This window comes from Tangfeifania sp. (assembly GCF_055108615.1).
On record NZ_JBSQIC010000028.1, the window covers coordinates 1 to 25,980 of the forward strand.

General features: G+C 42.8%; 22 protein-coding genes and 1 pseudogene. 16 read left to right on the plus strand and 7 right to left on the minus strand.

Annotated elements, in window-relative coordinates:
- From ACTCNA_RS08155 to ACTCNA_RS08165, 3 genes and pseudogenes are all read left to right on the plus strand, one after another.
- Window positions 1-427, plus strand: a pseudogene (locus ACTCNA_RS08155) (tyrosine--tRNA ligase); the annotation flags it as partial.
- Window positions 428-506: 79 nt separating this feature from the next.
- On the plus strand, window positions 507-1,457 hold the full coding sequence (locus ACTCNA_RS08160) for a Wzz/FepE/Etk N-terminal domain-containing protein (protein ID WP_462947413.1): 951 nt from the start codon (window positions 507-509) through the stop codon (window positions 1,455-1,457).
- A gap of 3 nt (window positions 1,458-1,460) precedes the next feature.
- Window positions 1,461-2,915, plus strand: coding sequence for an O-antigen ligase family protein (locus ACTCNA_RS08165; RefSeq protein ID WP_462947414.1), 1,455 nt, complete (start codon window positions 1,461-1,463; stop codon window positions 2,913-2,915).
- Between the two features lie 65 nt (window positions 2,916-2,980).
- Here ACTCNA_RS08165 and ACTCNA_RS08170 read toward each other — a convergent pair whose 3' ends face one another.
- The 3 genes from ACTCNA_RS08170 to ACTCNA_RS08180 form a co-directional block, all read right to left on the minus strand.
- Window positions 2,981-4,315 (minus strand): TolC family protein, encoded by a 1,335-nt coding sequence (locus tag ACTCNA_RS08170; RefSeq protein WP_462947415.1) that lies wholly within the window; start codon window positions 4,313-4,315, stop codon window positions 2,981-2,983.
- A gap of 100 nt (window positions 4,316-4,415) precedes the next feature.
- Window positions 4,416-4,697, minus strand: coding sequence for an ABC transporter permease (locus tag ACTCNA_RS08175; protein ID WP_462947416.1), 282 nt, complete (start codon window positions 4,695-4,697; stop codon window positions 4,416-4,418).
- Window positions 4,694-4,900 carry a hypothetical protein gene (locus tag ACTCNA_RS08180; RefSeq protein ID WP_462947417.1) on the minus strand — a complete coding sequence of 69 codons (207 nt, stop codon included), beginning with the start codon at window positions 4,898-4,900 and terminating at the stop codon, window positions 4,694-4,696. Before ACTCNA_RS08180 ends, ACTCNA_RS08175 begins: the two co-directional genes overlap by 4 nt.
- A 398-nt stretch (window positions 4,901-5,298) precedes the next feature.
- On the opposite strand from ACTCNA_RS08180, the gene ACTCNA_RS08185 reads away from it, so the two are divergent.
- Both ACTCNA_RS08185 and ACTCNA_RS08190 read left to right on the plus strand, forming a co-directional pair.
- A complete protein-coding gene (locus ACTCNA_RS08185) occupies window positions 5,299-6,834 on the plus strand; it encodes an NAD(P)/FAD-dependent oxidoreductase (protein WP_462947418.1) in 1,536 nt (511 codons plus the stop codon).
- Window positions 6,835-6,882: 48 nt separating this feature from the next.
- Complete coding sequence (locus ACTCNA_RS08190) at window positions 6,883-7,206, plus strand: polysaccharide deacetylase family protein (RefSeq protein WP_462947419.1); 324 nt, start codon at window positions 6,883-6,885, stop codon at window positions 7,204-7,206.
- A gap of 13 nt (window positions 7,207-7,219) precedes the next feature.
- Here the strand turns inward: ACTCNA_RS08190 and ACTCNA_RS08195 are convergent, their stop codons facing one another.
- Window positions 7,220-9,415 carry a KamA family radical SAM protein gene (locus ACTCNA_RS08195; protein WP_462947420.1) on the minus strand — a complete coding sequence of 732 codons (2,196 nt, stop codon included), beginning with the start codon at window positions 9,413-9,415 and terminating at the stop codon, window positions 7,220-7,222.
- A gap of 307 nt (window positions 9,416-9,722) precedes the next feature.
- Between ACTCNA_RS08195 and era the strand changes: the two genes are divergently transcribed.
- From era to ACTCNA_RS08210, 3 genes are all read left to right on the plus strand, one after another.
- The gene (gene era, locus ACTCNA_RS08200) at window positions 9,723-10,607 is read left to right on the plus strand and encodes a GTPase Era (protein ID WP_462947421.1); all 885 of its coding nucleotides are present in this window, start codon (window positions 9,723-9,725) and stop codon (window positions 10,605-10,607) included.
- A gap of 161 nt (window positions 10,608-10,768) precedes the next feature.
- Window positions 10,769-12,079, plus strand: coding sequence for a ribosome biogenesis GTPase Der (gene der / locus ACTCNA_RS08205; protein ID WP_462947422.1), 1,311 nt, complete (start codon window positions 10,769-10,771; stop codon window positions 12,077-12,079).
- A gap of 78 nt (window positions 12,080-12,157) precedes the next feature.
- Window positions 12,158-13,141 carry a hypothetical protein gene (locus ACTCNA_RS08210; protein WP_462947448.1) on the plus strand — a complete coding sequence of 328 codons (984 nt, stop codon included), beginning with the start codon at window positions 12,158-12,160 and terminating at the stop codon, window positions 13,139-13,141.
- A gap of 21 nt (window positions 13,142-13,162) precedes the next feature.
- Here ACTCNA_RS08210 and ACTCNA_RS08215 read toward each other — a convergent pair whose 3' ends face one another.
- Entirely contained in the window at window positions 13,163-14,485 is a 1,323-nt protein-coding gene (locus ACTCNA_RS08215) for a sugar porter family MFS transporter (protein WP_462947423.1), read from the minus strand.
- 178 nt (window positions 14,486-14,663) lie between these two features.
- Here ACTCNA_RS08215 and ACTCNA_RS08220 point away from each other — a divergent pair, with 178 nt between their 5' ends.
- The 6 genes from ACTCNA_RS08220 (at window position 14,664) to ACTCNA_RS08245 (ending at window position 20,332) form a co-directional block, all read left to right on the plus strand.
- Window positions 14,664-14,972, plus strand: coding sequence for a putative quinol monooxygenase (locus ACTCNA_RS08220; protein ID WP_462947424.1), 309 nt, complete (start codon window positions 14,664-14,666; stop codon window positions 14,970-14,972).
- A gap of 129 nt (window positions 14,973-15,101) precedes the next feature.
- Window positions 15,102-16,253 carry an iron-containing alcohol dehydrogenase gene (locus tag ACTCNA_RS08225; RefSeq protein WP_462947425.1) on the plus strand — a complete coding sequence of 384 codons (1,152 nt, stop codon included), beginning with the start codon at window positions 15,102-15,104 and terminating at the stop codon, window positions 16,251-16,253.
- A gap of 74 nt (window positions 16,254-16,327) precedes the next feature.
- Complete coding sequence (locus tag ACTCNA_RS08230; RefSeq protein WP_462947426.1) at window positions 16,328-16,642, plus strand: hypothetical protein; 315 nt, start codon at window positions 16,328-16,330, stop codon at window positions 16,640-16,642.
- Window positions 16,639-18,486 carry a DNA mismatch repair endonuclease MutL gene (gene mutL / locus ACTCNA_RS08235; RefSeq protein ID WP_462947427.1) on the plus strand — a complete coding sequence of 616 codons (1,848 nt, stop codon included), beginning with the start codon at window positions 16,639-16,641 and terminating at the stop codon, window positions 18,484-18,486. The genes ACTCNA_RS08230 and mutL overlap by 4 nt, the downstream gene beginning before the upstream one ends.
- A gap of 72 nt (window positions 18,487-18,558) precedes the next feature.
- The gene (locus ACTCNA_RS08240; RefSeq protein ID WP_462947428.1) at window positions 18,559-19,371 is read left to right on the plus strand and encodes a rhomboid family intramembrane serine protease; all 813 of its coding nucleotides are present in this window, start codon (window positions 18,559-18,561) and stop codon (window positions 19,369-19,371) included.
- Window positions 19,372-19,444: 73 nt separating this feature from the next.
- On the plus strand, window positions 19,445-20,332 hold the full coding sequence (locus ACTCNA_RS08245; RefSeq protein ID WP_462947429.1) for a rhomboid family intramembrane serine protease: 888 nt from the start codon (window positions 19,445-19,447) through the stop codon (window positions 20,330-20,332).
- An 18-nt stretch (window positions 20,333-20,350) separates the two neighbouring features.
- On the opposite strand, the gene ACTCNA_RS08250 is transcribed toward ACTCNA_RS08245, so the two are convergent.
- Together ACTCNA_RS08250 and ACTCNA_RS08255 are read right to left on the minus strand one after the other, a co-directional pair.
- Window positions 20,351-21,280, minus strand: a complete 930-nt coding sequence (locus ACTCNA_RS08250) for a YihY/virulence factor BrkB family protein (protein WP_462947430.1) — start codon at window positions 21,278-21,280, stop codon at window positions 20,351-20,353.
- Window positions 21,273-21,686 carry a DUF4783 domain-containing protein gene (locus ACTCNA_RS08255; RefSeq protein WP_462947431.1) on the minus strand — a complete coding sequence of 138 codons (414 nt, stop codon included), beginning with the start codon at window positions 21,684-21,686 and terminating at the stop codon, window positions 21,273-21,275. Before ACTCNA_RS08255 ends, ACTCNA_RS08250 begins: the two co-directional genes overlap by 8 nt.
- Window positions 21,687-21,798: 112 nt before the next feature.
- Between ACTCNA_RS08255 and rlmH the strand changes: the two genes are divergently transcribed.
- Together rlmH and ACTCNA_RS08265 are read left to right on the plus strand one after the other, a co-directional pair.
- Complete coding sequence (rlmH, locus tag ACTCNA_RS08260; protein WP_462947432.1) at window positions 21,799-22,272, plus strand: 23S rRNA (pseudouridine(1915)-N(3))-methyltransferase RlmH; 474 nt, start codon at window positions 21,799-21,801, stop codon at window positions 22,270-22,272.
- 1 nt (window position 22,273) lies between these two features.
- Window positions 22,274-25,939 carry a sensor histidine kinase gene (locus ACTCNA_RS08265; RefSeq protein WP_462947433.1) on the plus strand — a complete coding sequence of 1,222 codons (3,666 nt, stop codon included), beginning with the start codon at window positions 22,274-22,276 and terminating at the stop codon, window positions 25,937-25,939.
- Window positions 25,940-25,980 lie beyond the last annotated feature (41 nt).

Below are 25,980 nucleotides of genomic sequence, written 5' to 3' on the forward strand. Positions count from 1 at the left end.
AGAACCACATCGCCGGCTGCTCCAGAAGAAACTGGCCGAGGAAATTACAATCATGGTGCATTCGAAAGAGGATTACGAAATGGCCGTGGAAGCCTCGCAAATTTTATTTGGCAAAGGTACTGCAGAGCAACTTCGCAAGCTGAACGAGAGTACTTTCCTTTCTGTTTTTGAGGGAGTTCCGCAATTTTCAGTTTCCAAAACCGAAATTGAAGCCGGGGTAAATGTGATTGATTTGCTGGCCGAAAAAACACAGGTTTTTCCCTCGAAAGGAGAATTGCGCAGAACAATTAAAGGAAACGGCCTCAGTATCAACAAAGAAAAAGTAACCGATGCCGAGGTGGTTATTGGGAAAGAGTTTCTGATTGACGATAAATATATACTGGCTCAAAAAGGGAAGAAGAATTATTTCCTCCTAATTGCCGAATAATGCGTTCAAAAATCTGTTAAACAATACTAAAAATGGCTCCGGTTCGTTCCATAATTGCTATCAAATAGAAACCACATTTATGAATAATTTTTTTGATAATCAGCGTATCCTTCATCTGATTTGGAGGCGGAAATTTCATTTTGTAATTGTCGGGATTGTGGCTATTGTTTTATCGGCCATTTTTTCGGGGCCGGCATTTATCAAACCCAAGTATAAATCCACCGCCCGAATTTACCCCACCAACCTCTGGGTGTTGAGCGAGGAGTCGGAGTCGGAGCAAATGCTCGAGATTATCAACTCGCGCGATATCAAGCTAAAAATGTTCGATGCTTTTCAGCTGGACGAGGTGTATAAAATCAGCCGCGACAATCCGCATTACCTCACCTATATGCTCGACATTTACAACAAAAATGTGAGCGCCAGCAAAACCAAATTTGAAACGGTGGAGATTGAAGTACTGGACTATAATCCACAAAGGGCCAGTGATATGTGTGATTCCATTATCCATTTCTACAATAAAAAAGTGCGCAACATGCATAAAGCCAAAGATTGGGAAATGGTGAAAATTTCAAAAAAAGGCCTTGAAAAAAAATATGACGAATTAGATACACTTACAGCTCAACTTAATGCGGTACGTAAAGAATACGGAATACTGGATTATAAAAGTCAGGTGGAAAAAGTAACTGAAGGCTACATGGAAGCGCTGGCCAACGGGCGAACTTCCAGTTCAAATACCCGGGAAATCAGAGAGTTGTATGATAATCTGGCTGAACAGGGAAGTGAGGCTGAATGGCTGGAGAACAGGCATGAATTTTTAATAAATGCCATCGATTCGCTTACCACATTGTACGAAACCCACTTGAGTGAGTATGAAAAAGATATCACCTACGCACATGTGGTTGAATATCCCGTTCCGCCCGACAAAAAATCGTACCCGGTGCGCTGGCTGATTGTGGCATTTTCTACGGTTTCGGCCGTGTTTGTTGCCTTACTGGTTTTTCTTGTTCTCGATTACCGTAAAAAAGACTAACTTTTGTTTCGTAGCAATGCCATAAGAATTACCCTTTTTTACCTCATCTCAATAAGTTTTATCTTGTTGAATATCTATTTCGTGGTAAAAAGAGATTCGCTGATAATCAATGCCCTTCCGGCATTGCTCGCTGTTTTTTTGCTGGTTGTTTTTTCATTCGATAAGCTTATTTACCTCGTTGTTTTTTTTACCCCCCTTTCGCTCCCGCTCAGCGAGATAATGCCCGGGCTGAGTTTCAATATGTTTCTCCCCACCGAACCTATTTTGTTTGGGTTGCTGATTCTTTTCCTTCTAAAAATTATTCATGAACGAAACTTTGATAGGGATATCCTGACTCACCCGGTTTCAATGGCCATTTATCTTAATTTAATATGGATATTGCTAACCAGCCTTACCAGCACCATGCCGGTTGTTTCCGTTAAGTTTTTGCTGGCAAGAATTTGGTTTGTTGTTTGCCTTTACTTTTTAACAGCAAAAATTTTTAAGGAGGGCAAAAAAATGGAACAATATATTTGGTTGTACCTTATTGCGTTTTTAGTGGTTATTTTTTACGCAACCTACCGACACTGGGGTTACGGATTGTGGGACAAGCAGGCTGCCCATTTTGTGGTTTCACCTTTTTACAACGATCATACTTCGTATGGGGCGGCAATTGCCATGTACCTGCCATTTGCCATGTTGTTTGCCTTTAGTAAACAGTACTCCAAAAAAATACGGAATGCAGCACTGGTAGTTTTGGGAATATTATTTATGGCTTTCATTTTATCCTACAGCCGGGCAGCCTGGGTGAGTATGATTGCAGCCTTTGGGGTTTGGGTAATTATTAAACTTAAAATCCGGTTTCAGCCCATTTTTATTTCAGCCATTATTGTGATCGCGCTGGTTTTTTCTTTTCAACAGCAGATTGTAATGCATCTCGAACGCAATTCCGATGAGTCGTCGTCCAACTTAACCGAGCATTTTTCTTCCATATCAAATATTTCATCCGATGCCTCGAACCTGGAACGGCTCAACCGATGGGGGTGTGCCATCAGAATGTTCAAAGAAAAGCCGGTATTTGGCTTCGGGCCGGGCACTTACATGTTTCAGTATGCTCCTTTTCAGTTGAAAAAAGAGCGTACAATAATAAGTACCAATGCTGGTGATCGTGGAAACGCCCACAGCGAATACCTGGGACCGCTTTCAGAATCGGGGGTGCTGGGGCTGGTAACTTTTCTGATTATTCTGATTACTGTCCTTTACACCGGAATTCATGCCTATACCCGGTTAAAAGACCCACGACTGAAGGGAATTGTGCTGGCAGCCATTATCGGGTTAGTTACTTACTACGTGCATGGATTTTTAAATAATTTTTTGGATACCGATAAATTGTCGGTTCCGTTTTGGGGGTTTACCGCCATGATTGTTGCTGCTGATATTTATTCGGGACGCGAAGCAAAAGCAGTTGAAGAAAAATAAAAACTCGCACTTTCTGTACGGGTCAATAACAATATTCATTTACAAGAAAACCACCGGAATTTCGTTTATAACTCAATAGGCACGCCGTTGTAGAAGTCCAGGATTTTGGCACGGAAAATATACTCGTACCGGGCCTGCAACAGTTCCGACTGCGCTGTGGTGAGGTTATTTTTACTCTGGTTGTATTCCACAGAATTGACCATTCCCACGTTAAATTTTTCTTCGGTATAACGAAATGCTTCGCGGGTTGATTCAACGGCTTTTTCGCTCGAGACATAGCGGTTTAGGGCGGCAAGGGCGTTGGTGTAGGCCTGTTCAATATCTTTTCGCAATAAATTTCGGGAACTTTGGAGCTGGTATTCGTAATCGGCAATTTGCAGTTGGGCATTGGAAACGCCGTGTTTTACCTGAAAACGATTGAAAATAGGGATGTTCAGGGTGAATCCAAACCCATACCGGCTGTTGTTTTTTAGTTGTTCGCCAAAAGGCAGCTGTTCAAATTCGCTGTTGAGAATGTTAAAATACTGGTTGTTGTAGTTTGCCCCAAAACTCAGGTTGGGGTACCGGTTCCCTTTCACGATATCGAGCTGGCGTTTGGCGCTTTCAACCCTGAGCCGGGCAGCTTCAATTTCGGGGCGTATTTTCACTGCTTCCGAAAACACATCGAACGAGTGGGCCATGGTAACATTGGCTTTAACCTCGGGTAAAACGGGCTCTTTAATTTTAAAACTTTTTTCAACCGGCAGCTCAAGCAGCTGGTACAAATTCAGGTAAGCAAGTTTCACCCGGTTTTCGTCGTTTACCAGTTGCAGCTCTTCGCGTGCCAGCTGGGCTTCAATTTCGAGCAGGGCGCCGCGGGCCAGGCTGCCGGCTTCAATCAGTTTTTCTGTGCGGTCGATTTGTTGTTTGGTCACTTCAATTTGTGCCTCGGCAATCTGTGCCAACTCCTCGGCAAATAAAATTTCGAGGTAGGCAGCGGCAATATTCAGAATTATGTCATCTTTGGTTTTTTCCAAATCCTGGATGGCAGCCTGTAAATCGAGCCGGCTTTGTTCAATGGTTTTTTGCAACGTAAACCCGTTAAACAGCGTTAAGTTTGAGTTCACATAACCGGTTAATTGTGTTGAGTTTACATTTTCATACACATTGTCGTTATTCAGCGACCGCCCATAACTGAAATTGTTTGACGCACCGGCATTCAGGTTGGGCAGCCTGTCGGCCCGTGCCTGGCTAACCTGGTTGCGGCTGTATTGGGTGTTCAGTTCCTGCCGTTTTATCTGAATGTTATTTTCCAGTGCATAATCGATACACTTTTGGAGCGTCCACTCTTCCTGGGCTTCCGAAACAGTTGAAGCGCCGAAAAACAGTACAGCGGTAAAAAGTATTATAATCCTGTTCATTTTTCTATCGATTTTTTTTTGATGATTTCAAAAATATGATTTGCAGTTATCCTTCCGTAATTTTGAGCTAATTTAAATAAACCAAACCGAACTACCTACGTTAACCCTGGCTGGTTTCTCCTTCTGTTGCCTTTACCGGATCTATTTTCTCTCCTTTTACTTTGTCGTCTTTTGTCAGGCCGCTTTTAATTTCAATGTTATAGAGGAAAAACAGCGTTCCTCCGAATACACCCACTACCTGAAAATAAACACCATTGATTTTTATATACTCCCCAATCGGATCTTCCCCTTTTTCAAAAAGCACTTCTTCCACCCGCTCACCAATAATGCACACTTTGCGGTTTTGCAAAATATCGATTTCATTCAGCAGACGGCCTTTCACCGGTGTCCACGGATCAATTTTGAAATAATCGGGATAATCGCCTGTAATAAGAACCCCAGCAGTTCGTTCCGCAGTTTTGCAGCCTTTTTTCCCGACATGTCTTTTATTAAAGTGCCGTTCAGGTAATAAGAACCCTTGTCGTAATTGTCGAGGATACCCTGGATGTTGAGCAGGGTTGATTTTCCCGAACCCGACGAACCCATAGTAGATACAAATTCACCCTGTTCTATTTTCAGATCGATTCCTAATTTCCTGTCAATTGGCTTAATTTATTCGACAAACACCCATTTCTTTTATGTGAAAAACAGTTTTTATCAGTTTTTCAAATTGAAGCAATTTCTTTTCATGGCTTTGAAGCAATTTTCCCTAATTAATTTGTGAGACGTGCCATATTGCGAACAGTTACAAATTTTCTGCTTCGGAAGTAAATTGCCTGAATCAAATGATAAATCAACAATAAAATAGGTTGAGTAGTAATATTTGACTGATAAACAGGTATTTTTGCCTGACGAAAGTAAAACGATTCATTTTTTCGGGGAATAAAAAATTCTGCTTTTGAAAAACAGTTTGATTATTTACTTTTGAGTTGAAACTTTTTAAAATGGGATTTAAAACACTTACTTTAAAACTGCCAACTAATTTTACACCGGAGCAACTGAGGGAAAAAATCGGAAGACAATTACGTATTCGTGATTTTTCTTTTCAGCTGGAGCATAAAAGCCTGGATGCACGCAAAAAATCGAACATTTTCTGGCAGGTAAGAGTAGTTGTCAATTCGCCCGAAATAAAAGGAGGTGATGCACCGGCAGATGAAAACCTGGAAATCCCGTTCCGGAAAAGAAGAGAACAGGTAGTTGTAACCGGAAGCGGCCCGGCCGGTTTTTTTGCTGCCCTGGTTTTACAAAAAGCAGGTTTTGAGGTAACGATCATTGAACGCGGTTCGGATGTAGTCAAACGCGCGAAATCTATTTCTGCTTTTGAAAAAACCGGGAAGTTCGATGCTCAAAATAATTATGCATTTGGCGAAGGCGGTGCCGGTACATTCTCCGACGGGAAACTCACTTCCCGTTCCAAACGTATTTCAAAAGAGAAAAATTTTATTACTGACAATTATATTGAAGCCGGCGCACCGGCAGAAATTGCATACATGGCACATCCGCACCTCGGAACCGATAATTTAAGAAAGATTGTTAAAAACCTGCGGGAGGAATTTGAAAATAAGGGAGGTAAAATTCTTTTTGAAACGCTGCTCGAGGATATCATCATTAAAAAATCCAAAGTTACTGAGGTCGTCACTACACAGGGAAATTTGACTGCGGATGCGCTGTTTGTTGCTCCGGGCCATTCGGCTTATGAAACTTACCGAATGCTGATGCAGCGCGGCGTACAGTTTCGAACCAAGAATTTTGCGATAGGAAGCCGGATGGAACACCGGCAGGAGATTATTAACCTTGCGCAATGGGGCAAAGAAAAATTGCCCGGAGTAAAAGCGGCGGAATACCGCATTACATCGCCGGCCGATGGAAAACACCAGGTTTTCTCCTTTTGTATGTGCCCGGGTGGAGTGGTGGTTCCGGCTGCGGCTTATGCCGATACCAACATTGTAAACGGAATGAGCTACTACGGCCGTGGCGGGAAATTTGCCAATGCCGCCTGCGTTGCCGCCATTCATCCCGATGAGCTGGCCGGAAAAACAGTTTCGCCCGGTGAAGCGTTGAAAATTGTTGAAAATTTGGAGCGGAAATTTTATGAAATTGCTTCCGGTTACACGGCTCCAGGCTGCTCTATTGAAGATTTTCTGCAACAAACAACCCGGAAAAATCAGTTTGAATCCAGTTATCCGCTGGGTGTGAAACCGATGCCCCTTTGGAAATTGCTGCCAAAACCTGCAGTAAAATCCATGCAGGAAGGATTAAAGGATTTCATCCGTAAAATGCGTGGTTTTGAAACCGGTAATTTAATCGGATTGGAAAGTAAAACTTCATCGCCCATCCAGGTATTGCGCGAAAAAAATGGGTTGTGCACCGGATTTGAAAATCTGTATTTTGTTGGCGAGGGAAGCGGTTACTCAGGGGGAATTATTTCGAGTGCTGCGGATGGAATTAAGGCTGCAATGGGATTTGTTCTTGAAGAGTAAATGCATCAATTAATTCTCCTTATTTTTGTGCAAACAAATTTCAACACCATGAAGAGTACGTTTTTCCTTATATGGGTTTTTCTTTTGGTTGTTTCAACACCAAAAATTGACGAAGCCCACTTCACTTGGCCTAAAGACACCAAAGCTGCGGTTGTTCTTACCTACGATGATGCCCTCGACTGCCACCTCGATGTGGCAGTCCCGCAACTTGACGAGTTCGGGTTGAAAGGCACCTTTTACTGTACGGGGATTTCACAAAGTTTATACAACCGGCTGGATGAATGGCGCGAAACAGCGCAAGATGGCCATGAACAACGAGCACAGCAACGAGTATTACTGTGCTACGTTTTTGGAAGTGATGGAATACATTAAAGAAAACAATTAATTAATGATGCTCTTCCAACTCCAGATGGGTTAATTCATCAGAAATTTTGAAATCGTATTCCGGGTATTCGTACATGGGCATGCGCGGTTCTGTTTCGCCCAGCGAGTAACCATAAACGCCTTCATATTCTTCAACTTTTTCTCCCATATCGTACAATTGCCGCAGGTATTCCGATATTGATTTCGACTCAATTACAATAACTTTCCCCATATCGTCAATAATCGGGCTGTGGTTACGTGTGCGGTCGTGGTCGAATTCCAGGATGCGCCTCCCGTAACGGGTAATTCCAATGGTGCGGAAGGTGAGGCTTTTCCCAACACCGGGAAGGTTCATAATGTTGCGGTCGGTGGCAAGGAAAGGTATCGCATGTTTTTGGCGCAAAGCATCGATGTTTTCGGTTAATTTTTCAGCATCATGGGTAAGTGTTCGCAGGGTTTCCATTTCATCCTGCGGGAGCTTTCCAATGTATTTTTCTTCCAGCTCTTCCTGCACGGCACGGGCATTGGGTGTGAAGTTGGCGCTGTTTTCCTTAAATCCTTTCACCGTAAATGTATAATAAGTGAGAACGCCAATATCGTTTAACACTTTACGCAATTTTGCAGAATGTCCCCTTCGTGAGGCTGGTGCTGTAAAAACCAGTTGGTTAGTTACTGACCAGCCGGCACTGAGCAACATTTCAACAGCCTTTTTTGCTTCGGGTGTTACTTCCATTGGCGATTCAAAATGGGTTTGGATAACGAATTGTTTCACCCCTATTTCCGAAGCTTTTTGCTTGAAATCGGCCAGTATGTTTACCAGTTCGGGAGTAACCCGCTGCGGAATGTAAACAGGCAGCCGGGTACCAATTCTTATGCGTACAATCTCTGCATATTTTTCGCGGTCAGGCCGTTGTTTGTTCTCTTCTTTTTTCCGAAGGGCCATGTTATACACTTCATCCAGGATGTTTTTCAGGCTTTTGTCTGAGCTCATCAGTGCGTCGCCGCCGGTAATAAGGATATCGCGCAACTGGGCATCGTCTTTAAAGTATTCAAGCAGAAGGGGCATTCGCTCGCTCCAAGATTTTTCCGGTTTCAGCTTTTTCCGGTTAAAGTTGTAGTGGCCATTCTGGAATTCGTACATGCGCTGGCAGCTGGCACATAACCCGCCACACGTTCGCCCCACCGTATCGGGGACAAAAATGGCCACCTCGGGGTAGCGGCGGTGTATGTTGTGCGACGACGGCAGCAGCCAACCCGCTGCATTGGGTTTACCGGGCTGCACTTTGTCCTCTTTTTCCCAGGCTTCAATAAGGCCGAATTCTTCAACCAGTTGTTTGCTGTAAATAATGTAACAGCGAATAGCCAAATCGCCGCCAACTGCAAATCCCGGGGTTTGAACATTTAAAAGCGACAAATAGTATGGATTGACAAAGAACGGAATGCCTTTTTTTTCCGCTTCGTATAAAATGTCCATCGTGTCGGGGTCGAGGGAGTAATCGAGCATTTCGTTCAGCAGCCCGGGCGAGCGGACTGCAAATTTCAGGTGAAAGCGACTTTCGTTCCACCACTCCAGCATCTTTTCTATTTTTTGTTTTTGGGTAAGACTGGGTTCAAGATTGTAACGTCCCGTTTTTATTTCACCATTTTCAATTTTTCCTATCAGAATGCGAATTATCCGGTCGCGGTTTTGTCTTCTCAGCTCGGCAATGTTTTTATCAGTTCCGGCGGGGTAGCGTCTCATCCACTTTTCAATTTCCGCGCGTTGCGGAATTTCAGGTTTTAATTTGCCATTCAGCTGGCGGAACAGGCGAAGCATATCGTGAAAAAAATCGGGTTTGGCACCCCCGATTCCGAAGTTGGTGGCCAGCCACATCATTTTTATGGGGTTGGTAACAGCCATTTCGCCGTGAATATTCTGGTCGGGAAAAGCCTCTCCGGCATGTTCAATATAATCCAGCAACCGGATGGCTGCAAAATCTTCCCAGTTCAATTGTTGAAAAAGCTCATGATTATGATCCTTCTTTTTATAGAATGCCTCTGCGGCCGGGTTTTTTTTCAGCATCGGGCGTACCCATTCTTTAATGGCTTCCATAGCCTCTTTTTCGTTGGACGAACTGCGCAGTATTTTTTCCAGTATCGGATTTTCTTTCAGAATTGTAAGCAGTATTCTGCGTGCATGAACATTTATTGCGATTTTATCAAGGTGTTTTGTTTCCATTTTTGAATTTTTTAATCAATCGTTTGTTTTGAAAATAGCAAAAAAATGGGAAACGTCAAACCACGAGGGCGTTGATGCATGTTTTTTAAATACTTTTAACAAGAAAAATAACACACTAACATTATTAACTGCTTCGTTTTTTAAAATCGGTTATTGAAATTCTTTACAGGTAACACAATTCAATTATCTTTGCGCTGATTTTTAGTGAATTGTGACCTCCCATCCAAACTACACCTTCAACAAAGGGAAAAAGAAAACAGGGGAGTGGTTAAAATTGATTTGAAACAGAAATTTGATACAATAAAATATGGCACATAAAGCTGGTTTTGTAAATATAATCGGGAATCCAAACGTGGGTAAATCCACCATAATGAATGAATTGGTGGGAGAAAAATTATCGATTATTACCAAAAAAATGCAGACCACGAGGCACCGCATTAAAGGAATTGTAAACGGTGAAGATTTTCAGATTGTATATTCCGACACACCCGGAATTTTGAAGCCCGGTTACAAGCTGCAGGAAACCATGATGAAATTCGTGGACTCGGCACTTACCGATGCCGATGTGATTTTGTTTGTTACCGATGTGGTGGAACAACCCGATAAAAACCCGGAGTACATTGCACGCATCCGCAAATCGAACATGCCGGTAATTGTGCTCATCAACAAAATTGATTTGTCGGACCAGAATGAGGTAACCCGCTTGTTTGATTACTGGAGCGAGGTATTTCCCGGGGCCGATATTTTTCCTGTTTCTGCCCGCGAAAAATTTAACCTTGAACCCGTGTTAGCCCGCATTCTGGAACTGCTGCCCGAAAATCCTCCGTTTTTCGATAAAGACCAGTTCACCGACCGCAGCGAGCGTTTTTTTATGCAGGAATTTATCCGCGAAAAAATATTGCTGGCCTATCAGAAAGAAGTTCCTTATTCGGTTGAAATTGAGGTGGAGTCATTCAAAGAGATGGAGGAAATTATTCATATTGAAGCCGTAATTTATGTTTCGCGCGAAAGCCAGAAAGGAATTATAATTGGCAAAGAAGGCAAAATGCTGAAAAGAGTGGGTTCTGAAGCCCGTGCCGATGCCGAGGAATTCTTCGGGAAAAAGATATTTTTGAAACTTTTTGTGAAAGTGGCCAAAGACTGGCGAAATAAAGACCGTGCCCTGAAAAATTTTGGGTACGATGCATACTAAATACAGCACCGTGCTCCAGCGCGGTGGTTAATATAGCAATGTTTATACAAAACCATTTTTGAAAAAATTTTAATTTTTAAAAATAATTTTTTCAAAAATGGTTGGAATCAGTTGAGCAACGAAGTCACCATGCTAAAGCACGGTGTTAATTTTAAAGAAAAATGAGCAACAAGATATTAGCAATAGTAGGCCGCCCCAACGTGGGCAAATCAACATTTTTTAACCGGTTAACCGAATCGAGAGAAGCTATTGTGGATGAAATTTCGGGCGTTACCCGCGACCGTAACTACGGCAAAGCCGAATGGAACGGCAAAGTATTTTCAGTAATCGATACCGGCGGTTATGTGGTGAATTCCGACGATGTATTCGAAGCTGAAATTAACAAACAGGTCCACTTGGCTATCGATGAAGCCGATGTAATTCTTTTTGTGGTGGACGTGGAATCGGGAATTACCGACCTCGACGATGCCATTGCAGCTATTCTTCGGAAAAGCAGAAAAAAAATAATTGTTGCTGTAAACAAGGTGGACAACAACCAGCGCATCTTGGATGCACAGGAATTTTATGGTCTCGGACTGGGCGAAATATTTTGTATCTCATCCATGACCGGCAGCGGCACCGGCGATCTGCTCGACCAGGTAATCGAAACTTTTGATTTTTCCGGAGAAGAGGAAGAAGAGCATGAGTTACCCTATTTATCAGTAGTTGGCCGCCCCAACGTGGGTAAATCTTCATTTATCAATACTTTGCTTGGTGAGGAGCGCTACATTGTAACCGATGTGGCAGGCACTACCCGCGATTCCATCCACACCCGCTTCAATAAGTTCGGGCACGATTTTGTGATCGTAGATACCGCCGGCCTGCGCAAAAAAGGGAAAGTTCACGATGATATCGAATTTTATTCCGTGCTGCGCTCGGTGCGTACCATCGAAAAATCGGACGTTTGCATGTTGCTTGTTGATGCCACCCGCGGCATGCAGGCCCAGGATGTGAATGTGTTCAACCTGATTGTGCGGAACAAAAAAGGGGTGGTGATTTTGGTGAACAAGTGGGACATTATTGAAAAAGATGGCTACTCTACACGTAACGTGGAAGCTGAAATTCGTGAACGAATAGCCCCGTTTACCGATGTTCCAATCTTGTTTGTTTCAGCAAAAACAAAACAACGGGTGCACAAAGCACTTGATTTTGCCATTCAGGTATATAAAAACCGCAAAAACCGGATTAAAACTTCCAAACTGAATGAAGTGCTGCTGGAAGCTGTTGAGAATTATCCGCCACCCTCGGTAAAGGGGAAATTCATTAAAATTAAATATGTAACCCAGTTGCCGTCAAAAACACCTTCTTTTGCATTATTTGCCAATCTGCCGCAATACATTAAGGAGCCGTACCGGCGTTACATCGAAAATAAAATCAGGGAGAACTTTAATTTTACCGGAGTACCCATTCAGGTGTATTTCAGGCAGAAATAGAACTGTTTTTTCATAAAGATATTTTATACTTTTGAAAAACTTGTATTTCAGAATATTCAACAAGAGGTAGTTTTGCTTTTGTGTGAAAAAAACAATTCCGGGGAACACAAAATTGAACATATCGAATTAAAGGATGCCGGTGAGTTAAGTCAGCTTGATATTTCAAGGTTAAGAAGTCCTCAAAAGAAAATTGATTTTAAGTCGAACAAATGGACTTTCTATTTTCTTGAGCAAAAAGAAATTGATTTTTTGGAAAATATTGCAGAGTCTAAAAATATTCCCAAAATTGGAAATTTTGCTGAGGTGGAGGTTGGAATAACCACTGGCTCCAATAGTTTTTTTACTGTACCATTGTCAGTTGTGAAAGCTTATGATTTGCAACAATATGCCAAACCAATGGTAGGAAGAAGTGTACAGGTAAATAGTGTCATTTTCAGGCATGAAGATTGGGAGAAGAACAGGAATTCAAAAGCCAAATCCCATTTGCTTGTATTCCCAGGAGGAAAAGATTTGAATAAAAAAAATGGCGCAGCCAAATACATTGCTTCCGGTGAAAATCTGGGAATCCACAAGGGTTATAAAACGAGTATCCGGGATGTTTGGTATGTCGTACCATCCCTGAAAATATCGGATGCTCTTTTTATCAGGAGAAATAATTTATACCCCCGCTTAATAATAAACGAAGCAAAAGCATATACTACTGATACTATGCACAGGGTTTTTTTGAAAAAAGGGACTGATTTAAATGCTTTTACCGCCAGTTATTATAATTCACTTTCTCTTGCATTTTCAGAAGTTTGTGGCCGAAGCCACGGAGGTGGAGTATTGGAGTTGATGCCAAATGAAGCCGAAGATATTTTGTTACCATATCATGAAAAAAATGCAGAGTTGTTATTTGAAATTGATGAACTGATTAGAAAAAATACCAAAATTGAAGAGTTGCTGAAAATTACAAATCAAGTCATTTTAAAAAAACGCTTTGGTTTTAATGATAATGAAATTAATCTTGCACATTCTATTTGGAAAAAGCTTTCGCTCAGAAGACTTAACAGGGGGAAATAATTTTTCTGGTCACAGTTTTTTTTATAGCACTTTTTCTATTTTCTCAAGTATCATTCCTTTGGTTTCGGGCATAAAAAAGTGTACCCAAACCAGTTGCAGCACCATCATTCCTAAAAACAGGCCGAAAATGAATTGTGGCTTCCAGGCTTCAGCCATCAGCGGGAAAACCAGCGTGAGTGCCGCGGCAAAAAACCAGTGGGTAAAGCTCCCGAGCGACTGCCCGAAGGCTCGTTGCCGGTTCGGGAAGACTTCACTGATAAAAACCCAGATGACGGCTCCCTGGCCAATAGCATGGGCCGCAATAAATGCAAAAATACAGACCGGAACAATACCGGGGTTTCCGGAAGCAAAAGCCCACGTGGTGAGCCCAAGCGAAGCAATGTACCCAAAGGAGCCAATGTACAGCAGCGTCCGGCGGCCCAGCCGGTCAATCAACCACAAACCTACAAAAGTGAAAATCAGGTTGGTGATGCCAATTCCTACCGATTGCAACAGCGCGGCCTGCGATTCCAGACCGGTCATTTCGAAAATGCGCGGCGCAAAATAGAGAATGGCATTAATGCCCGAAAGCTGATTGAAAAAAGCAATGAAAAAAGCCAGAAAAGCCGGTTTCAGCAGTTTTCGCGTAAAAAACTTTTGATTTTTGTTTTTTTGATTTCCCGAGTTTTCGATTTCATTCACCAGGGAATTCAGTTCTTTTTCTGAGAAATTCGGATTTACCTTTTTTAAGACCGCTAGCCCTGCCTCCCGGTTTTTATTCTGTACTATCAGCCACCGCGGACTTTCGGGCAATCCGAAACAAAAGGTGGTAAACAGTAACGCCGGAATGGCTTCCACGCCCAGCATCCAGCGCCAGGCATTTTCACCAATTCCGCCCAGCAGCGAGTTGGATAGATAAGCCACCAGAATTCCAAAAACAATGTTGAACTGGAACATTCCGGTTAAGCGGCCACGCATGGCCGGCGGCGCGATTTCGGAAATAAACATGGGAGCTGCCACCGTTGAAATTCCAACACCCAATCCGCCAATGAAGCGGAAAACCATAAAAGAATAGACTCCGGGTGCCAGGGCAGAACCAAAAGCCGAAGCCAGGTAAAGTACGCCAATCCACAGTAATGTTTTTTTTCGGCCGAAAAACTGGGCCGGCCAGCCACCTGTTAGAGCTCCCAGCACCGTTCCCCACAACGCCATGCTGATGGCCAGCCCATGCAACGAACTGTTCAGTTCCCATAGCGTTTGGATTTTTTGTTCGGCTCCTGAAATCACCACGGTGTCGAACCCAAATAAAAAACCTGCCAGCGAGGCAACTATCGCACTTTTGTATAGATAATTCCGTCCGTTCATTAGTTTATTTTTAACGTTTCATCCTGCAAATCCGAATACAGTTTATTTTTCAGAAATAAAGTAAAAGTGCATTTTTTTATCAAAATAAAAGTAAGTGCCAGTTTAAAATTTTCAAACACGCATCACACTTTTCCCATTTTCAACCACATTTTTTTAATTTTGAAGAAAATGAAAAGCTATGTTTATTGTTCAGGTTTTTGTTCAGGTAAAAAAAGAGCAGGTTGAAGCTTTTAAAGAAGCAACCATTGAAAATGCACGCCAGAGTTTGCAGGAACCGGGAATTGCTCGTTTCGATGTGGTGCAGCAACAGGGTGATCCCACGCGTTTTGTGCTGGTTGAAGTGTACCGAACACCCGATGATCCGGTAAGGCACAAAGAAACGGCACATTACAAAAAATGGCGCGATACCGTGGCTGACATGATGGCCGAACCACGCAGCAGTATTAAATTTTCAAACGTTTTTCCCGGTATAGAAGGATGGGATTGATTACATACCATTTTTCAAATGCCAAATCTCAAACTGATGAGTTGCTGTTCTGTTTTAATAATTGAGAATTGGTTGTTTGAAGATTATTTGTAATTTGATTTTTGGGTATTGGAAATTCGAATAAGGAATATGAATTTTAATTTTTCAACAGCATCACAAATATTTTTCGGAAGTGGTACTATTTCAAAAGTACCTGAATTGCTTGCCGGATTTGGCGAACGGATTTTGCTAATTACCGGTAAAAATACCAGTCGCGCAAAATTGCTGACCGGTAATTTGCCATCTTCACAATTTGAAATTTTCAGTTTTCAGGTAAATAGTGAACCCACAACTGATATGATTGATGAGGGTGTAAAACTTGCCCGGAAAAACCATTGCGAAGCAATTGTTGGGTTTGGCGGCGGCAGTGTAATCGACAGCGCCAAAGCCATTGCAGCATTAACACCCAATGCCGGAGAACTTTTAGATTATCTGGAGGTGATTGGTAAAGGGAAAAAGCTGGAAGAAAAGCCCTTGCCGTTTATTGCCATTCCAACTACGGCAGGGACAGGTGCCGAGGCCAGTAAAAATTCGGTTATCTATTCTGCGGAGCATAAAGTGAAAGTAAGCCTGCGCAGTTCGCTGATGTTTGCCGATGTGGCGGTGATTGATCCGGAACTGACACTTTCCGTGCCGCCAGAGGTTACAGCAACTACCGGAATGGATGCTTTGACCCACCTGCTCGAAACTTTTGTTTCCAACCAGGCTAACCCGTTTATCGACAATTTTGGTCGCGAGGGAATGCAGCGTGTTTCCCGCTCGCTATTAAAAGCTTACGAAAACGGTTCCAATTTGGATGCCCGTGAAGACATGGCCTACGCTGCACTGCTGGGCGGCATGGCACTGGCCAACGTAAAGCTGGGCGCAGTACACGGTTTTGCAGGTCCCATGGGCGGCATGTTCCCGATACCACACGGTGCGGTTTGTGCCCGTTTGCTGCCGGCAGTTATGGATGCCAACCTGAAAAGTGCAAAAGCACAAAATCTGAATCACATTATTTCAAAATATGAGGAAGTGGCACAACTATTGGCAGGTGAATCAAAAGCCCGGTCAGAAGATGGAATTCAGTGGGCGCAGCAAATGGTTGAAAAACTGAATATTCCTTCATTATCCGCATTTGGGTTAACACCGAGTGATTTTCCGGCCCTGGTGGAGAAAGCCAAAAAAGCCAGCAGCATGAAAGGAAATCCGGTAGTGTTGAGCGATGAGAGCCTGATGCTGATTTTGGAGAAATCGATCTGAACCCACTCTCTTTCCGGCTGAAATAAATTTTGCAGAATAAACGTTACCTTTGTAGCAGATAAAAATTTATAAATATGATTGGTAGGTTTTTTCATACACCTGCAGCTAAAAGATTTAATATTACTCCGCGGTTTTACGATCCTGAAAAGGAGGAGCGTGAGGAGAGAGAAAGGCGAATTAAAGAAGAACTGGGAATTTTTGATGAGAAGAAGGAAGATGGAAAACCTTACAAACCCAACGTGAAAGGGCAATTTCGCAAAGCACAGGGCGGGTATTCCAAAACAACCGAGAAAGCCCGCAGGGCTTCCAATACCCGGTTAATCATATTGATTATGATTTTAGCGTTAATTTTCTATTTGTTTTTCTATTCAGATTTACTGGGCTCGTGAGTGATATTATCCAGTTATTACCCGATGCTGTAGCCAACCAGATTGCTGCCGGCGAAGTCATTCAAAGGCCGGCCTCTGTTGTGAAAGAATTGGTCGAGAATGCGCTCGATTCCGGTGCTGATGATATTGTTATTCACATTAAAGATGCCGGGAAAACCCTGATTAAAATTACCGACAACGGTTGTGGCATGTCGCCCACCGATGCGCGAATGGCTTTTGAACGGCATGCCACGTCAAAAATACTATCGGCCAACGATCTTTTTTGTATCCGCACCATGGGGTTCAGGGGCGAGGCACTGGCTTCGGTGGCGGCAATTGCCGATGTGGAGCTGCGCACCAAAAGGGTGGAAGATGAAGTGGGCACACTCATCCACATTGTGGGATCGGAGGTAAAAACGCAGGAGCCCGTGGCATGCAACAACGGAACTACAATTACTGTTAAAAATCTTTTTTACAATGTGCCGGCACGGCGCAAATTTTTAAAAAGCAATACTACTGAGCTTAAGCATATTATCAATGAAATTCAGCGAGTTGCGCTGCCAAATCCGGAGATTAAATTTGCATTTTACCATAATTACTCGCCACTTTACGAGTTGGTTAAAACCAATTTCAGAAAACGAATTGTCGATGTTTTCGGGAAAACTATAAATCAGAGCCTGGTGCCGGTGAAAGAAGAAACCAGCCTGGTAAATATTACCGGATTTATTGGTCAGCCGAAATTTGCCCGCAAAACAACAGGCGAGCAGTTTTTCTTTGTCAATAAACGTTACATGCGGCATCCCTATTTTCACCGGGCAGTAATGCAGGCATATGAAAAAGTGTTGCCTCCCGAAACTTTTCCATCCTACTTTTTATTTCTTGATCTCGACCCGTCGGGAATCGATATTAATGTACATCCTACCAAAACCGAGATTAAGTTTGAGAATGAACGCACCATCTGGCAGATAATTCATGCCGCCATTCGTGAATCGCTTGGCAAATACAACGTGGTGCCTTCCATTGATTTTGACCAAAGTGGCAGCATCGATATTCCGGTTCCCGAAAAAGATGGTGGGGACCGTTCTTACCCGGAAATAAAAGTTGACCCCAGGTACAATCCTTTTGATCAGGAAAAAGAAACATCGCCCGGGGATTGGGGGCAAAACAGTCGCGATAGCCAAAACCGGGAACATTGGGAAGACTTGTATTCCGGAACCGGAACAAATTACCGGGAAGAGCAGTCGCAACTGAGTTTTAAAGGAGATGAACCAGAAAACAGACAGACAGAAGAGAAATTCACCGGGAAAAAAGTGCTTCAGCTTAAGCAAAAATATATTCTTACCCCGGTTAAATCGGGCGTGATGATTATTGACCAGAAACGGGCGCACGAGCGCATTCTTTTTGAAAAGTTTATGGAAGTGCTGAAATCTGAATCGGTGGCCAGCCAGCAACAACTGTTTCCGCAAAAAATTGAACTGGATGCGGGTGATGCCGAGCTGCTGAAAAATATTCTGGACGATTTGCTTTCCCTGGGTTTCGATATTCGCGAATTTGGGAAGAACACGTTCGTTATAAATGGAACACCCGGCGTGCTGGATGTTTCATCGCCCGAAATTATAGTGGAAAAATTGCTGGAAGAATACAAAAATTCGCCTGTTGATGCCCGGGCAAAAGCAAAAGAGCAAGTGGCCATTTCGCTGGCCAAAGCCTCGGCACTCGACTACGGAACCGATTTGGGAAAAGTGGAAATCGATCATCTTATCGATAACCTTTTTGCCTGTGCAACGCCCAACTACACACCCGAAGGAAAAAAGGTGTTGACCATTCAACCGCTGGAAGACATCGAAAAAATGTTTAATAAATGACAAGTTGTCGTTATTTTAGGCTTATAAAAAATTGGCCTGCCAATTGCTGAAAGGCCACCTAAATATTTTGATATGAATTATCGACCTGTAATGAGTAATATTCCGCCGGTAGTAAAAAACCTGATTATCATTAATGTAATTTTATTGCTGGCCACCTGGGTTTTGCAGGCAACCGGAATTGATTTGGTAAACTATTTAGGAATGCACTACCCCGGTTCCGATAAGTTTATGATGCACCAGATTGTTACGCACATGTTTATGCATGGCGGAATTGCCCACCTCTTTTTCAACATGTTTGCACTTTGGATGTTTGGCCGCGTGCTGGAAAGCATCTGGGGTTCGCGCAGGTTTCTCATTTATTATTTCGTAACCGGACTGGGCGCGGTGGCGCTGCACATGTTTGTGAATTACCTTGAAATTTCATCAATGCAAAATACCATCGAAGCGTTCAGGAATACCCCGTCGCCCGAAATTCTCGATCAGTTTGTGAATAAACACTTATCGAATGCATCGGTGCAGGTACGCGATTTTGTGAACACCTGGTACGACGAGCCAACAAATTCGGCTTATGCCGCTGAAGGCCAGCAGTTGATGCAACGGATCCTGCAAATGAAAATGGATATTCCCACCATTGGGGCATCGGGTGCCGTGTTTGGCGTGTTGCTCGCATTTGGTGTGCTGTTCCCCAATACCCAGCTGATGCTGCTTTTCCCGCCCATTCCTATTAAAGCCAAATATTTTGTTATCGGGTACGGATTAATTGAACTCTACCTCGGGTTTTCGCAGCCCGGAAGTAACGTGGCACACTTTGCACACCTCGGTGGCATGTTGTTTGGTTACATTCTTTTGAAATACTGGAACAAAACTTCCAACCGTTTTTACTAACCCGGTTTATTTTTTGAAAACCGAACCCACTTGTGTTTTGGAGTTGAATTTTGCTATTTGGAATTTGTAGAAAATGGATATTGCAGCCGACATAAAACGTACATTTAAAGAAGGTTCTGTATTAACCCGGTTAATTTACATTAACCTCGGGGTTTTTCTGGTGGTGAAAATCATTGGCTTGTTTTTCTACTTTGCAGGCCAGCCGCAGGTGCTGGTAGAATGGCTCTCGGTACCGTCCGATTTAGATATGCTGGCACGCAGGCCCTGGACTCCCGTTAGCTACATGTTTATGCATGCGGGGTTTTTGCACCTTCTTTTTAATATCCTGGGATTGTACTGGTTCGGCAAACTTTTTCTCTATCATTTTGAAGGCGATAAACTGCTGAGTGTTTACCTGCTGGGAGGAATCAGCGGGGCGCTGTTTTACGTGGTGGCCTATAATGTTTTCCCGGTATTCGAATCGACAAGAGCTATTTTGCTTGGGGCATCGGGCTCGGTACTGGCTATTTTGGTGGCTATTGCTGTTTATGACCCGCAGCGCGAAATCCACCTGTTTTTTATCGGGCGTTTCCCGCTGAAATACATTGCAGCATTTTATGTGCTTCTTTCCATAATTGGCATTTCGGCATCCAACCCGGGCGGGAACCTGGCCCACCTTGGCGGTGCTGCCTGGGGCTGGTTTTATATTTACCAACTGCGCCGCGGAAAAGACCGGGGCTCCGGAGTCGTAACACTTCTCAACAGAATGGAAGGTTGGTTTATAAAAAGGCAGGATTGGTTCAAACCCAAAAATAACATGCGGGTTACTTATAAGCAACCACCGCGCGACGATTATGAATACAATCGCCAGCAGAATATCAAGCAGGAAGAAATTAACCGGATTTTGGATAAAATTGCCAAATCGGGGTACGAAAGCCTTTCCAAAAAAGAAAAAGAGATACTTTTTAAACAGGGGAAATAAAAAAAATTTGAGCCAGCATCAATTTTCCTTTTCGGTTCGGGCCTGGTAAATGCTGGCATTCAGTTCAAACCCTATCAGGAGAATCAACGACATAATATACATCAGAAAAAGAATTATCAGCAGGGTTCCGATAGAACCGTACAGCTTGTTGTATTGGCTAAAATTATTTATATAAAAGGTAAATGCGCTTAAGGCAATTACACTTAAAATAGTTGACAGCGTACTGCCTGCCGAAATAAAACGCCATTTTGTTTTTTTGGCTGGTGCCATGTAATATAAAAAGGAATTGGCAAAGAATAGCAGCAGGACAATAATTACCCACCTGCCAAAATTGAGGAAGAAAAGGGTAATGCTATCGCGCAAAATATCGTTTTCTTTCAGGTAATTCACAGCTATTTCGCCGCCGATAAGCAATGAAACAGCCAGGGTGAGCAACACCGAGAGAATACCCAAAAGAAAGATGGCTGCAATGCGCTGGCTCAGCCACGACCGCCGGTGAATACTGTGCACCGTAGCATCGAAGGCACTCATCATGGAAGCCAAGCCGTTGGTGGAAAAAATAAGGGCCATGAAAAAACCCAGGGACAGCAATCCCCCTCTCGGGTTCTTTAAAATATCGGCAATAGTATCCTCCACAACCACAAAAGTCCCTTCCGGCAACAGTTCCCGGATAAGACGAAAAAGCTCGTCCTGAAAATTATCGATGGGAATATACGGGATGAGTGTGAATAAAAACAGCACCCCCGGGAAAAAGGCGATAAAAAAGGAAAATGCAATGGCCGATGCCCTTGTGGTAATGGAGCCGTTAACAATACTCCTCCAGAAAAACAACGCGACATCGTAGAGCGGTACTCCATCAAAAAAAGGCAGAGAAACCTTTTCTGCCCGTTCAATCAGTTTGTCCCTGATTATCCTGAATTTTCTGCGGCTTAATAAAACCTTATTCATCAGTCTCTTCCAGTTTTTCAATTCTGAGTTGGTGAATATAATCTTTTCCGTCGCTCTGTTTCAGCAGAAAATAAACCCTGAAAGTCCCGCTTTTGGTTGAAAGGTTACCGATAACCGATTTGGAATCTTCTCTTCCTAATTCATGTGAAACTGTAAAGTTTATTGGCGAATTGGCACTAAAAAAATTACCTACAATTTGTTGGGTCTGGGCTTTACTGTAAACATTGTCGTTTTCAAGCACTACAAGTTCAACATTTTGGTTGAAATATTCCGACAACACTTTTGAATTACCGGTTTTCAGGCTTTTTATAATTTCCTGGGGAACCTGCGCTCCGGCAGTAATTGCGCTTAAAAGAATTCCTGAAAACAGGAAAACCATAATTACAATTTTTTTTATTGATGGCATACTTTTTTAATTTCAAATATTTAGCGCCAAATTAGTAGCAAAAACTATGCAAAAACAAGTTGAACCCTTTATTTTAGTTGTAAATTTAAAAAATTAAAATTCATTTGGCCGGATGAAAGTGACTTTATTGGTAGTGGGAAAAACCGACAAACAATTTATGAAGGAAGGTATTAAGCAGTATTCCAGTCGTTTAAAGCATTATGTTGATTTCAATATTGTAGTGATTCCCGATATTAAAAAAACCAGGAAAACCACCCCGGAGCAACAAAAAGAAATGGAGGGAGAAAAAATTCTTGCGCAATGGACCCCGTCAAAAGAGTTTCATTTGTTCGACGAAAAGGGTAAAAATTATTCGTCAAGGGAGTTTGCCGGGTTTTTGAAAAAGAAAATGCTTAGCGGCCTGAAAGAGCTGGTATTTGTAATTGGCGGGCCCTACGGATTTTCTGATGCCGTTTACCAAAAAGCCAGTTCAAAAATTTCGTTGTCGCGTATGACTTTTTCACATCAGTTGGCGCGACTTTTGTGTGTTGAGCAGATTTACAGGGCATTTACAATTTTAAAAGGCGAACCATATCATCACGATTAACGTGTTGCAAAAAGTAAATAAATACACTTTTCTCATTTTTGCCATCAGCTTGTTTGTGGTTGCGGCAATCATTGAAAACGGATTGCTGAAAAAGCATCCTGAAATTCACCTTGTTGAAGATTTCAGGGAACAATTGTGGGGGTACGAGGAAAAATTGTCTGAATGCACAGGTGAAATTGTCTCGGCAATGTCTGAAGGCGACATGGAATCCGGTTTTTATAATTATATCACAGCAAACAGCAAAATGCTCCGGGAGAATGGTTTCGGCTTTTTAGTTTACCAGGATGGCGAACTAATCTACTGGTCGAACCGTTCCATCTCATTTTTTGATGATGAAGAAAAACTGCCACAAAACGAAGGCCTGGTAAAATTGCCGAATGGGCATTATTTCGCCGAAAAAAGGGAAACTAACGATTTTCATATTTATGGGTTTCACCTCATAAAAAGCAGTTATACCTATGAAAACAACTACCTGAAAAAAAATTTTTTTGAAGGTTACGATATACCCGATGATTATCTGATTGCCGAAGGAGAAAGCGACGACGAATATGCTGTACACAGCAACAATGGCAACTACCTTTTTACCCTGGAACCGCGGGGAAACTATTTGTGTACAACCCACCAGCTCTATTTCCCGGCAATAATTTATTTTATTGGATTGTTGATTTTAATGGTATATTTGAGGCGTGAGTTTATTGAATCAGATGCTCCCTATTTTATCAAATTGTTTGCACTGGCCATTGCACTTTTTCTGGTTTACTGGCTACACCTCATTTTTAAAATTCCCAGTGTTTTCTTTCATCTCGACTTTTTCAGCCCTTCGGTTTTTGCCCTTAACAGCTGGCTCCCGTCGCTCGGCGATTACTTTTTGCTGGCGCTCTTTTTCCTGTTCTGGATATACCATTTTGGGCAGCACCTCGATATCGACGAAATAAATAAAAGTTCCTTTTTGCCACGAAAAGTAATTGCGGTGTTGCTGTTTTTGTTTTCAGGCAGCATTTACCTTTTAATTCATTTTCTCATCCGCGAGCTCATTTTTAATTCCACTATCTCTTTTTCGCTCAATCAGATAACCAGTATTACAATTCAAAGTGTGTGGGGTATTTTTTCGGTAGGAATGTTCTTGCTGGCCGGGTTTTATTTTACCATAAAAATTGTGGAATGCTCCCGTAACGATTTTAAGTTGGGCGAACTGGCCGGGATTGTTATTTTAATTGCATTGTTTTTGGCGGTGGTACAATTCATTTCGGTTGGCCACATAGCAGTTGCTGCACTGTCCCTTTTTGTTGTAGCTTCGGTGCTGGCCTCGCTGTTCAGCAAAAACTACCTGCAAAATTTCACACTCAGTTACCTGATAATTTTTATTTCGGCGGCTTCGCTTTATTCGCTGGTGGTTTTTTATACTTCCATTTCAGAAAAACAGCGCGGAGACCAGAAACTGATGGCCGTTACGCTGGTGGCCGAACGCGACCCTGCCGCCGAGGTTTTTCTCACCGAAATTCAGGAAAAAATTAATACCGATCCGAATATTCCAAATCTGTTGATTGAAGATGACGGATTGATAGAATACATTGAAGAACAATATTTTAACACCTATTTCAGAAAATACGAAGTTCGCTTTTTTGTGTGTTCGGGTACCGACAGCCTCGATATTGAACCGGAAAACCGCACTGCCCTCTGTGTTGACTTCTTTGAAAATATGATTGAAACGCAGGGCGTGAAAATTCCGGGCACCAGTTTTTATTTCATGGATAATATGAACGGCCGTATTTCATACACGGGTTGGCTCCATTATCCGCTTACATCCGAAAAACGCGGAATTTCCATTTTTATTGAATTGAATTCCGATTTGCTTTTCGAGGGGATTGGCTTTCCTGAACTGCTCATCGACAAATCGATGACCAAACCTGACAATTATAAAAAGTTTGACTATGCCAAGTATTTTGGCGGCGAGCTTACCGATAAACACGGAGACTACAATTATAATTTCTATGTAAATTCCTACATTACAAGCGATAAAGAATTTGAGTTCAACCGCTGGGACGGCATGGAACACCTCATTTACCACACCCGCGATTACAACTACGTAATTGTTTCGCGCGAGTTGTTTACGGTAGTTGATTACCTTATTTCGTTCCCCTACCTGTTTGTGTTTTATTTCCTTTCGGTTTTAATCCTTCTTTTTGTCATCAACCCATCGTTGCGAAAACGCCCGGTTACTTTCGACCTTAAGTTCAGAATACAGGCTTCCATTATTTCCATTGTTTTTGTTTCATTGCTGGTGGTAGCCACAGGAACCATCTGGTACAATGTAAAAGGATACAAGGAAAAACATCAGAACGACCTGAATGAAAAAATGATTTCAATTTCCGAGGAAATTGACATGCGGCTGGAAGATGTTGATGAAATATCGTACGATTTGGCTGACTGGCTGCAGCGCGAACTGTCCAAACTTTCGAATATTTTCCGTACGGATATTAATGTTTACGGGACCAACGGGAACCTGGTCGCCTCCTCACGCCCCGAAATTTTCGAGCGGGGGCTGGTTTCCGACCGCATCAATGCGCGGGCCTATCACGAAATCCTGAACAATTTCCAGATTAGTTATTTCCAGCCCGAGCAAATTGGGGAAATGTCTTACTTGTCGGCCTACAAACCCATTATCAATAACAGGGGTAGTTACCTCGGGGTTATTAACCTGCCCTATTTTGTGAAGCAGGATAAATACAGCCAGGAGCTTTCCACAATAATTGTGGCTTTCATTAACCTGTATGTGTTGCTGTTGCTGGCAAGTGTTATTGTGGCTATTTTTATTGCCAATCAAATTACCCACCCGCTGGTGCTGATTCAGGAAAACCTGAAAAAAATGCAGTTGGGAAAACGGAACGAACCCATTTTTTACAAGCGAAACGACGAAATTGGCAGCCTGGTAAAAGAGTACAACAAAAAAGTAGAGGAGCTGGCCGTAAGCGCCGAATTGCTTGCCCGCTCGGAGCGCGAGTCGGCATGGCGCGAAATGGCCAAACAAATTGCCCACGAAATTAAAAACCCGCTCACCCCCATGAAGCTGAACATTCAGCACCTGCAGCGGGCCAAAGGCGAGGGGAAAGAGTATAACGAATACATTGAAAGGGTGACATCGACCCTGATTGAGCAAATTGAAAACCTCTCGAATATCGCCACCGAGTTTTCCAACTTCGCCAAAATTCCCAATGCACGCAACCAGATTTTTAAACTGGGCGAGCAGCTGCAAAAAGTGCTCGATCTTTTTGAAACCCACAACCGGGTAACCATCGATTTTAATACCAACGGCCTCGATTATGTGAAAGTAAACGCCGACAGGGAACAGCTCTCGCGGGCTATTATCAACCTGGTGAAAAACAGCATTCAGGCTATTCCTGAAGACCGGGAGGGGAAAATTACAATTAACCTCAGCCGGCGCGAACACATGGCAGTGATTGCTATATCCGACAATGGCGAAGGCATTTCACCGGAAGTACGCGACAAACTGTTTAGTCCCAGCTTCACCACAAAAACCAGCGGCATGGGCCTGGGGCTGTCAATTGTGAAAAATATTGTGGAGAATTTTTCAGGAAAAATCTGGTTTGAAACCCAACACGGCAATGGTACTACTTTTTATATTGAAATTCCTGTGTATGAAGAGTAATTCCATTTTTTGCAAAAAACGCCGATTTCTGCTATTCTTGT

Bases quoted from the DNA above. Each gene is read 5' to 3' on its own strand.
- ACTCNA_RS08245 (WP_462947429.1), top strand. From the start codon at position 19,445: ATGGATATTGCAGCCGACATAAAACGTACATTTAAAGAAGGTTCTGTA.
- ACTCNA_RS08230 (WP_462947426.1), top strand. From the start codon at position 16,328: ATGATTGGTAGGTTTTTTCATACACCTGCAGCTAAAAGATTTAATATT.
- ACTCNA_RS08255 (WP_462947431.1), bottom strand. From the start codon at position 21,686: ATGCCATCAATAAAAAAAATTGTAATTATGGTTTTCCTGTTTTCAGGA.
- ACTCNA_RS08220 (WP_462947424.1), top strand. From the start codon at position 14,664: ATGTTTATTGTTCAGGTTTTTGTTCAGGTAAAAAAAGAGCAGGTTGAA.
- ACTCNA_RS08195 (WP_462947420.1), bottom strand. From the start codon at position 9,415: ATGGAAACAAAACACCTTGATAAAATCGCAATAAATGTTCATGCACGC.
- ACTCNA_RS08215 (WP_462947423.1), bottom strand. From the start codon at position 14,485: ATGAACGGACGGAATTATCTATACAAAAGTGCGATAGTTGCCTCGCTG.
- ACTCNA_RS08190 (WP_462947419.1), top strand. From the start codon at position 6,883: ATGAAGAGTACGTTTTTCCTTATATGGGTTTTTCTTTTGGTTGTTTCA.
- ACTCNA_RS08170 (WP_462947415.1), bottom strand. From the start codon at position 4,315: ATGAACAGGATTATAATACTTTTTACCGCTGTACTGTTTTTCGGCGCT.
- ACTCNA_RS08240 (WP_462947428.1), top strand. From the start codon at position 18,559: ATGAATTATCGACCTGTAATGAGTAATATTCCGCCGGTAGTAAAAAAC.
- ACTCNA_RS08160 (WP_462947413.1), top strand. From the start codon at position 507: ATGAATAATTTTTTTGATAATCAGCGTATCCTTCATCTGATTTGGAGG.
- ACTCNA_RS08185 (WP_462947418.1), top strand. From the start codon at position 5,299: ATGGGATTTAAAACACTTACTTTAAAACTGCCAACTAATTTTACACCG.
- ACTCNA_RS08180 (WP_462947417.1), bottom strand. From the start codon at position 4,900: ATGGGTTCGTCGGGTTCGGGAAAATCAACCCTGCTCAACATCCAGGGT.
- rlmH (WP_462947432.1), top strand. From the start codon at position 21,799: ATGAAAGTGACTTTATTGGTAGTGGGAAAAACCGACAAACAATTTATG.
- era (WP_462947421.1), top strand. From the start codon at position 9,723: ATGGCACATAAAGCTGGTTTTGTAAATATAATCGGGAATCCAAACGTG.
- ACTCNA_RS08225 (WP_462947425.1), top strand. From the start codon at position 15,102: ATGAATTTTAATTTTTCAACAGCATCACAAATATTTTTCGGAAGTGGT.
- ACTCNA_RS08250 (WP_462947430.1), bottom strand. From the start codon at position 21,280: ATGAATAAGGTTTTATTAAGCCGCAGAAAATTCAGGATAATCAGGGAC.
- der (WP_462947422.1), top strand. From the start codon at position 10,769: ATGAGCAACAAGATATTAGCAATAGTAGGCCGCCCCAACGTGGGCAAA.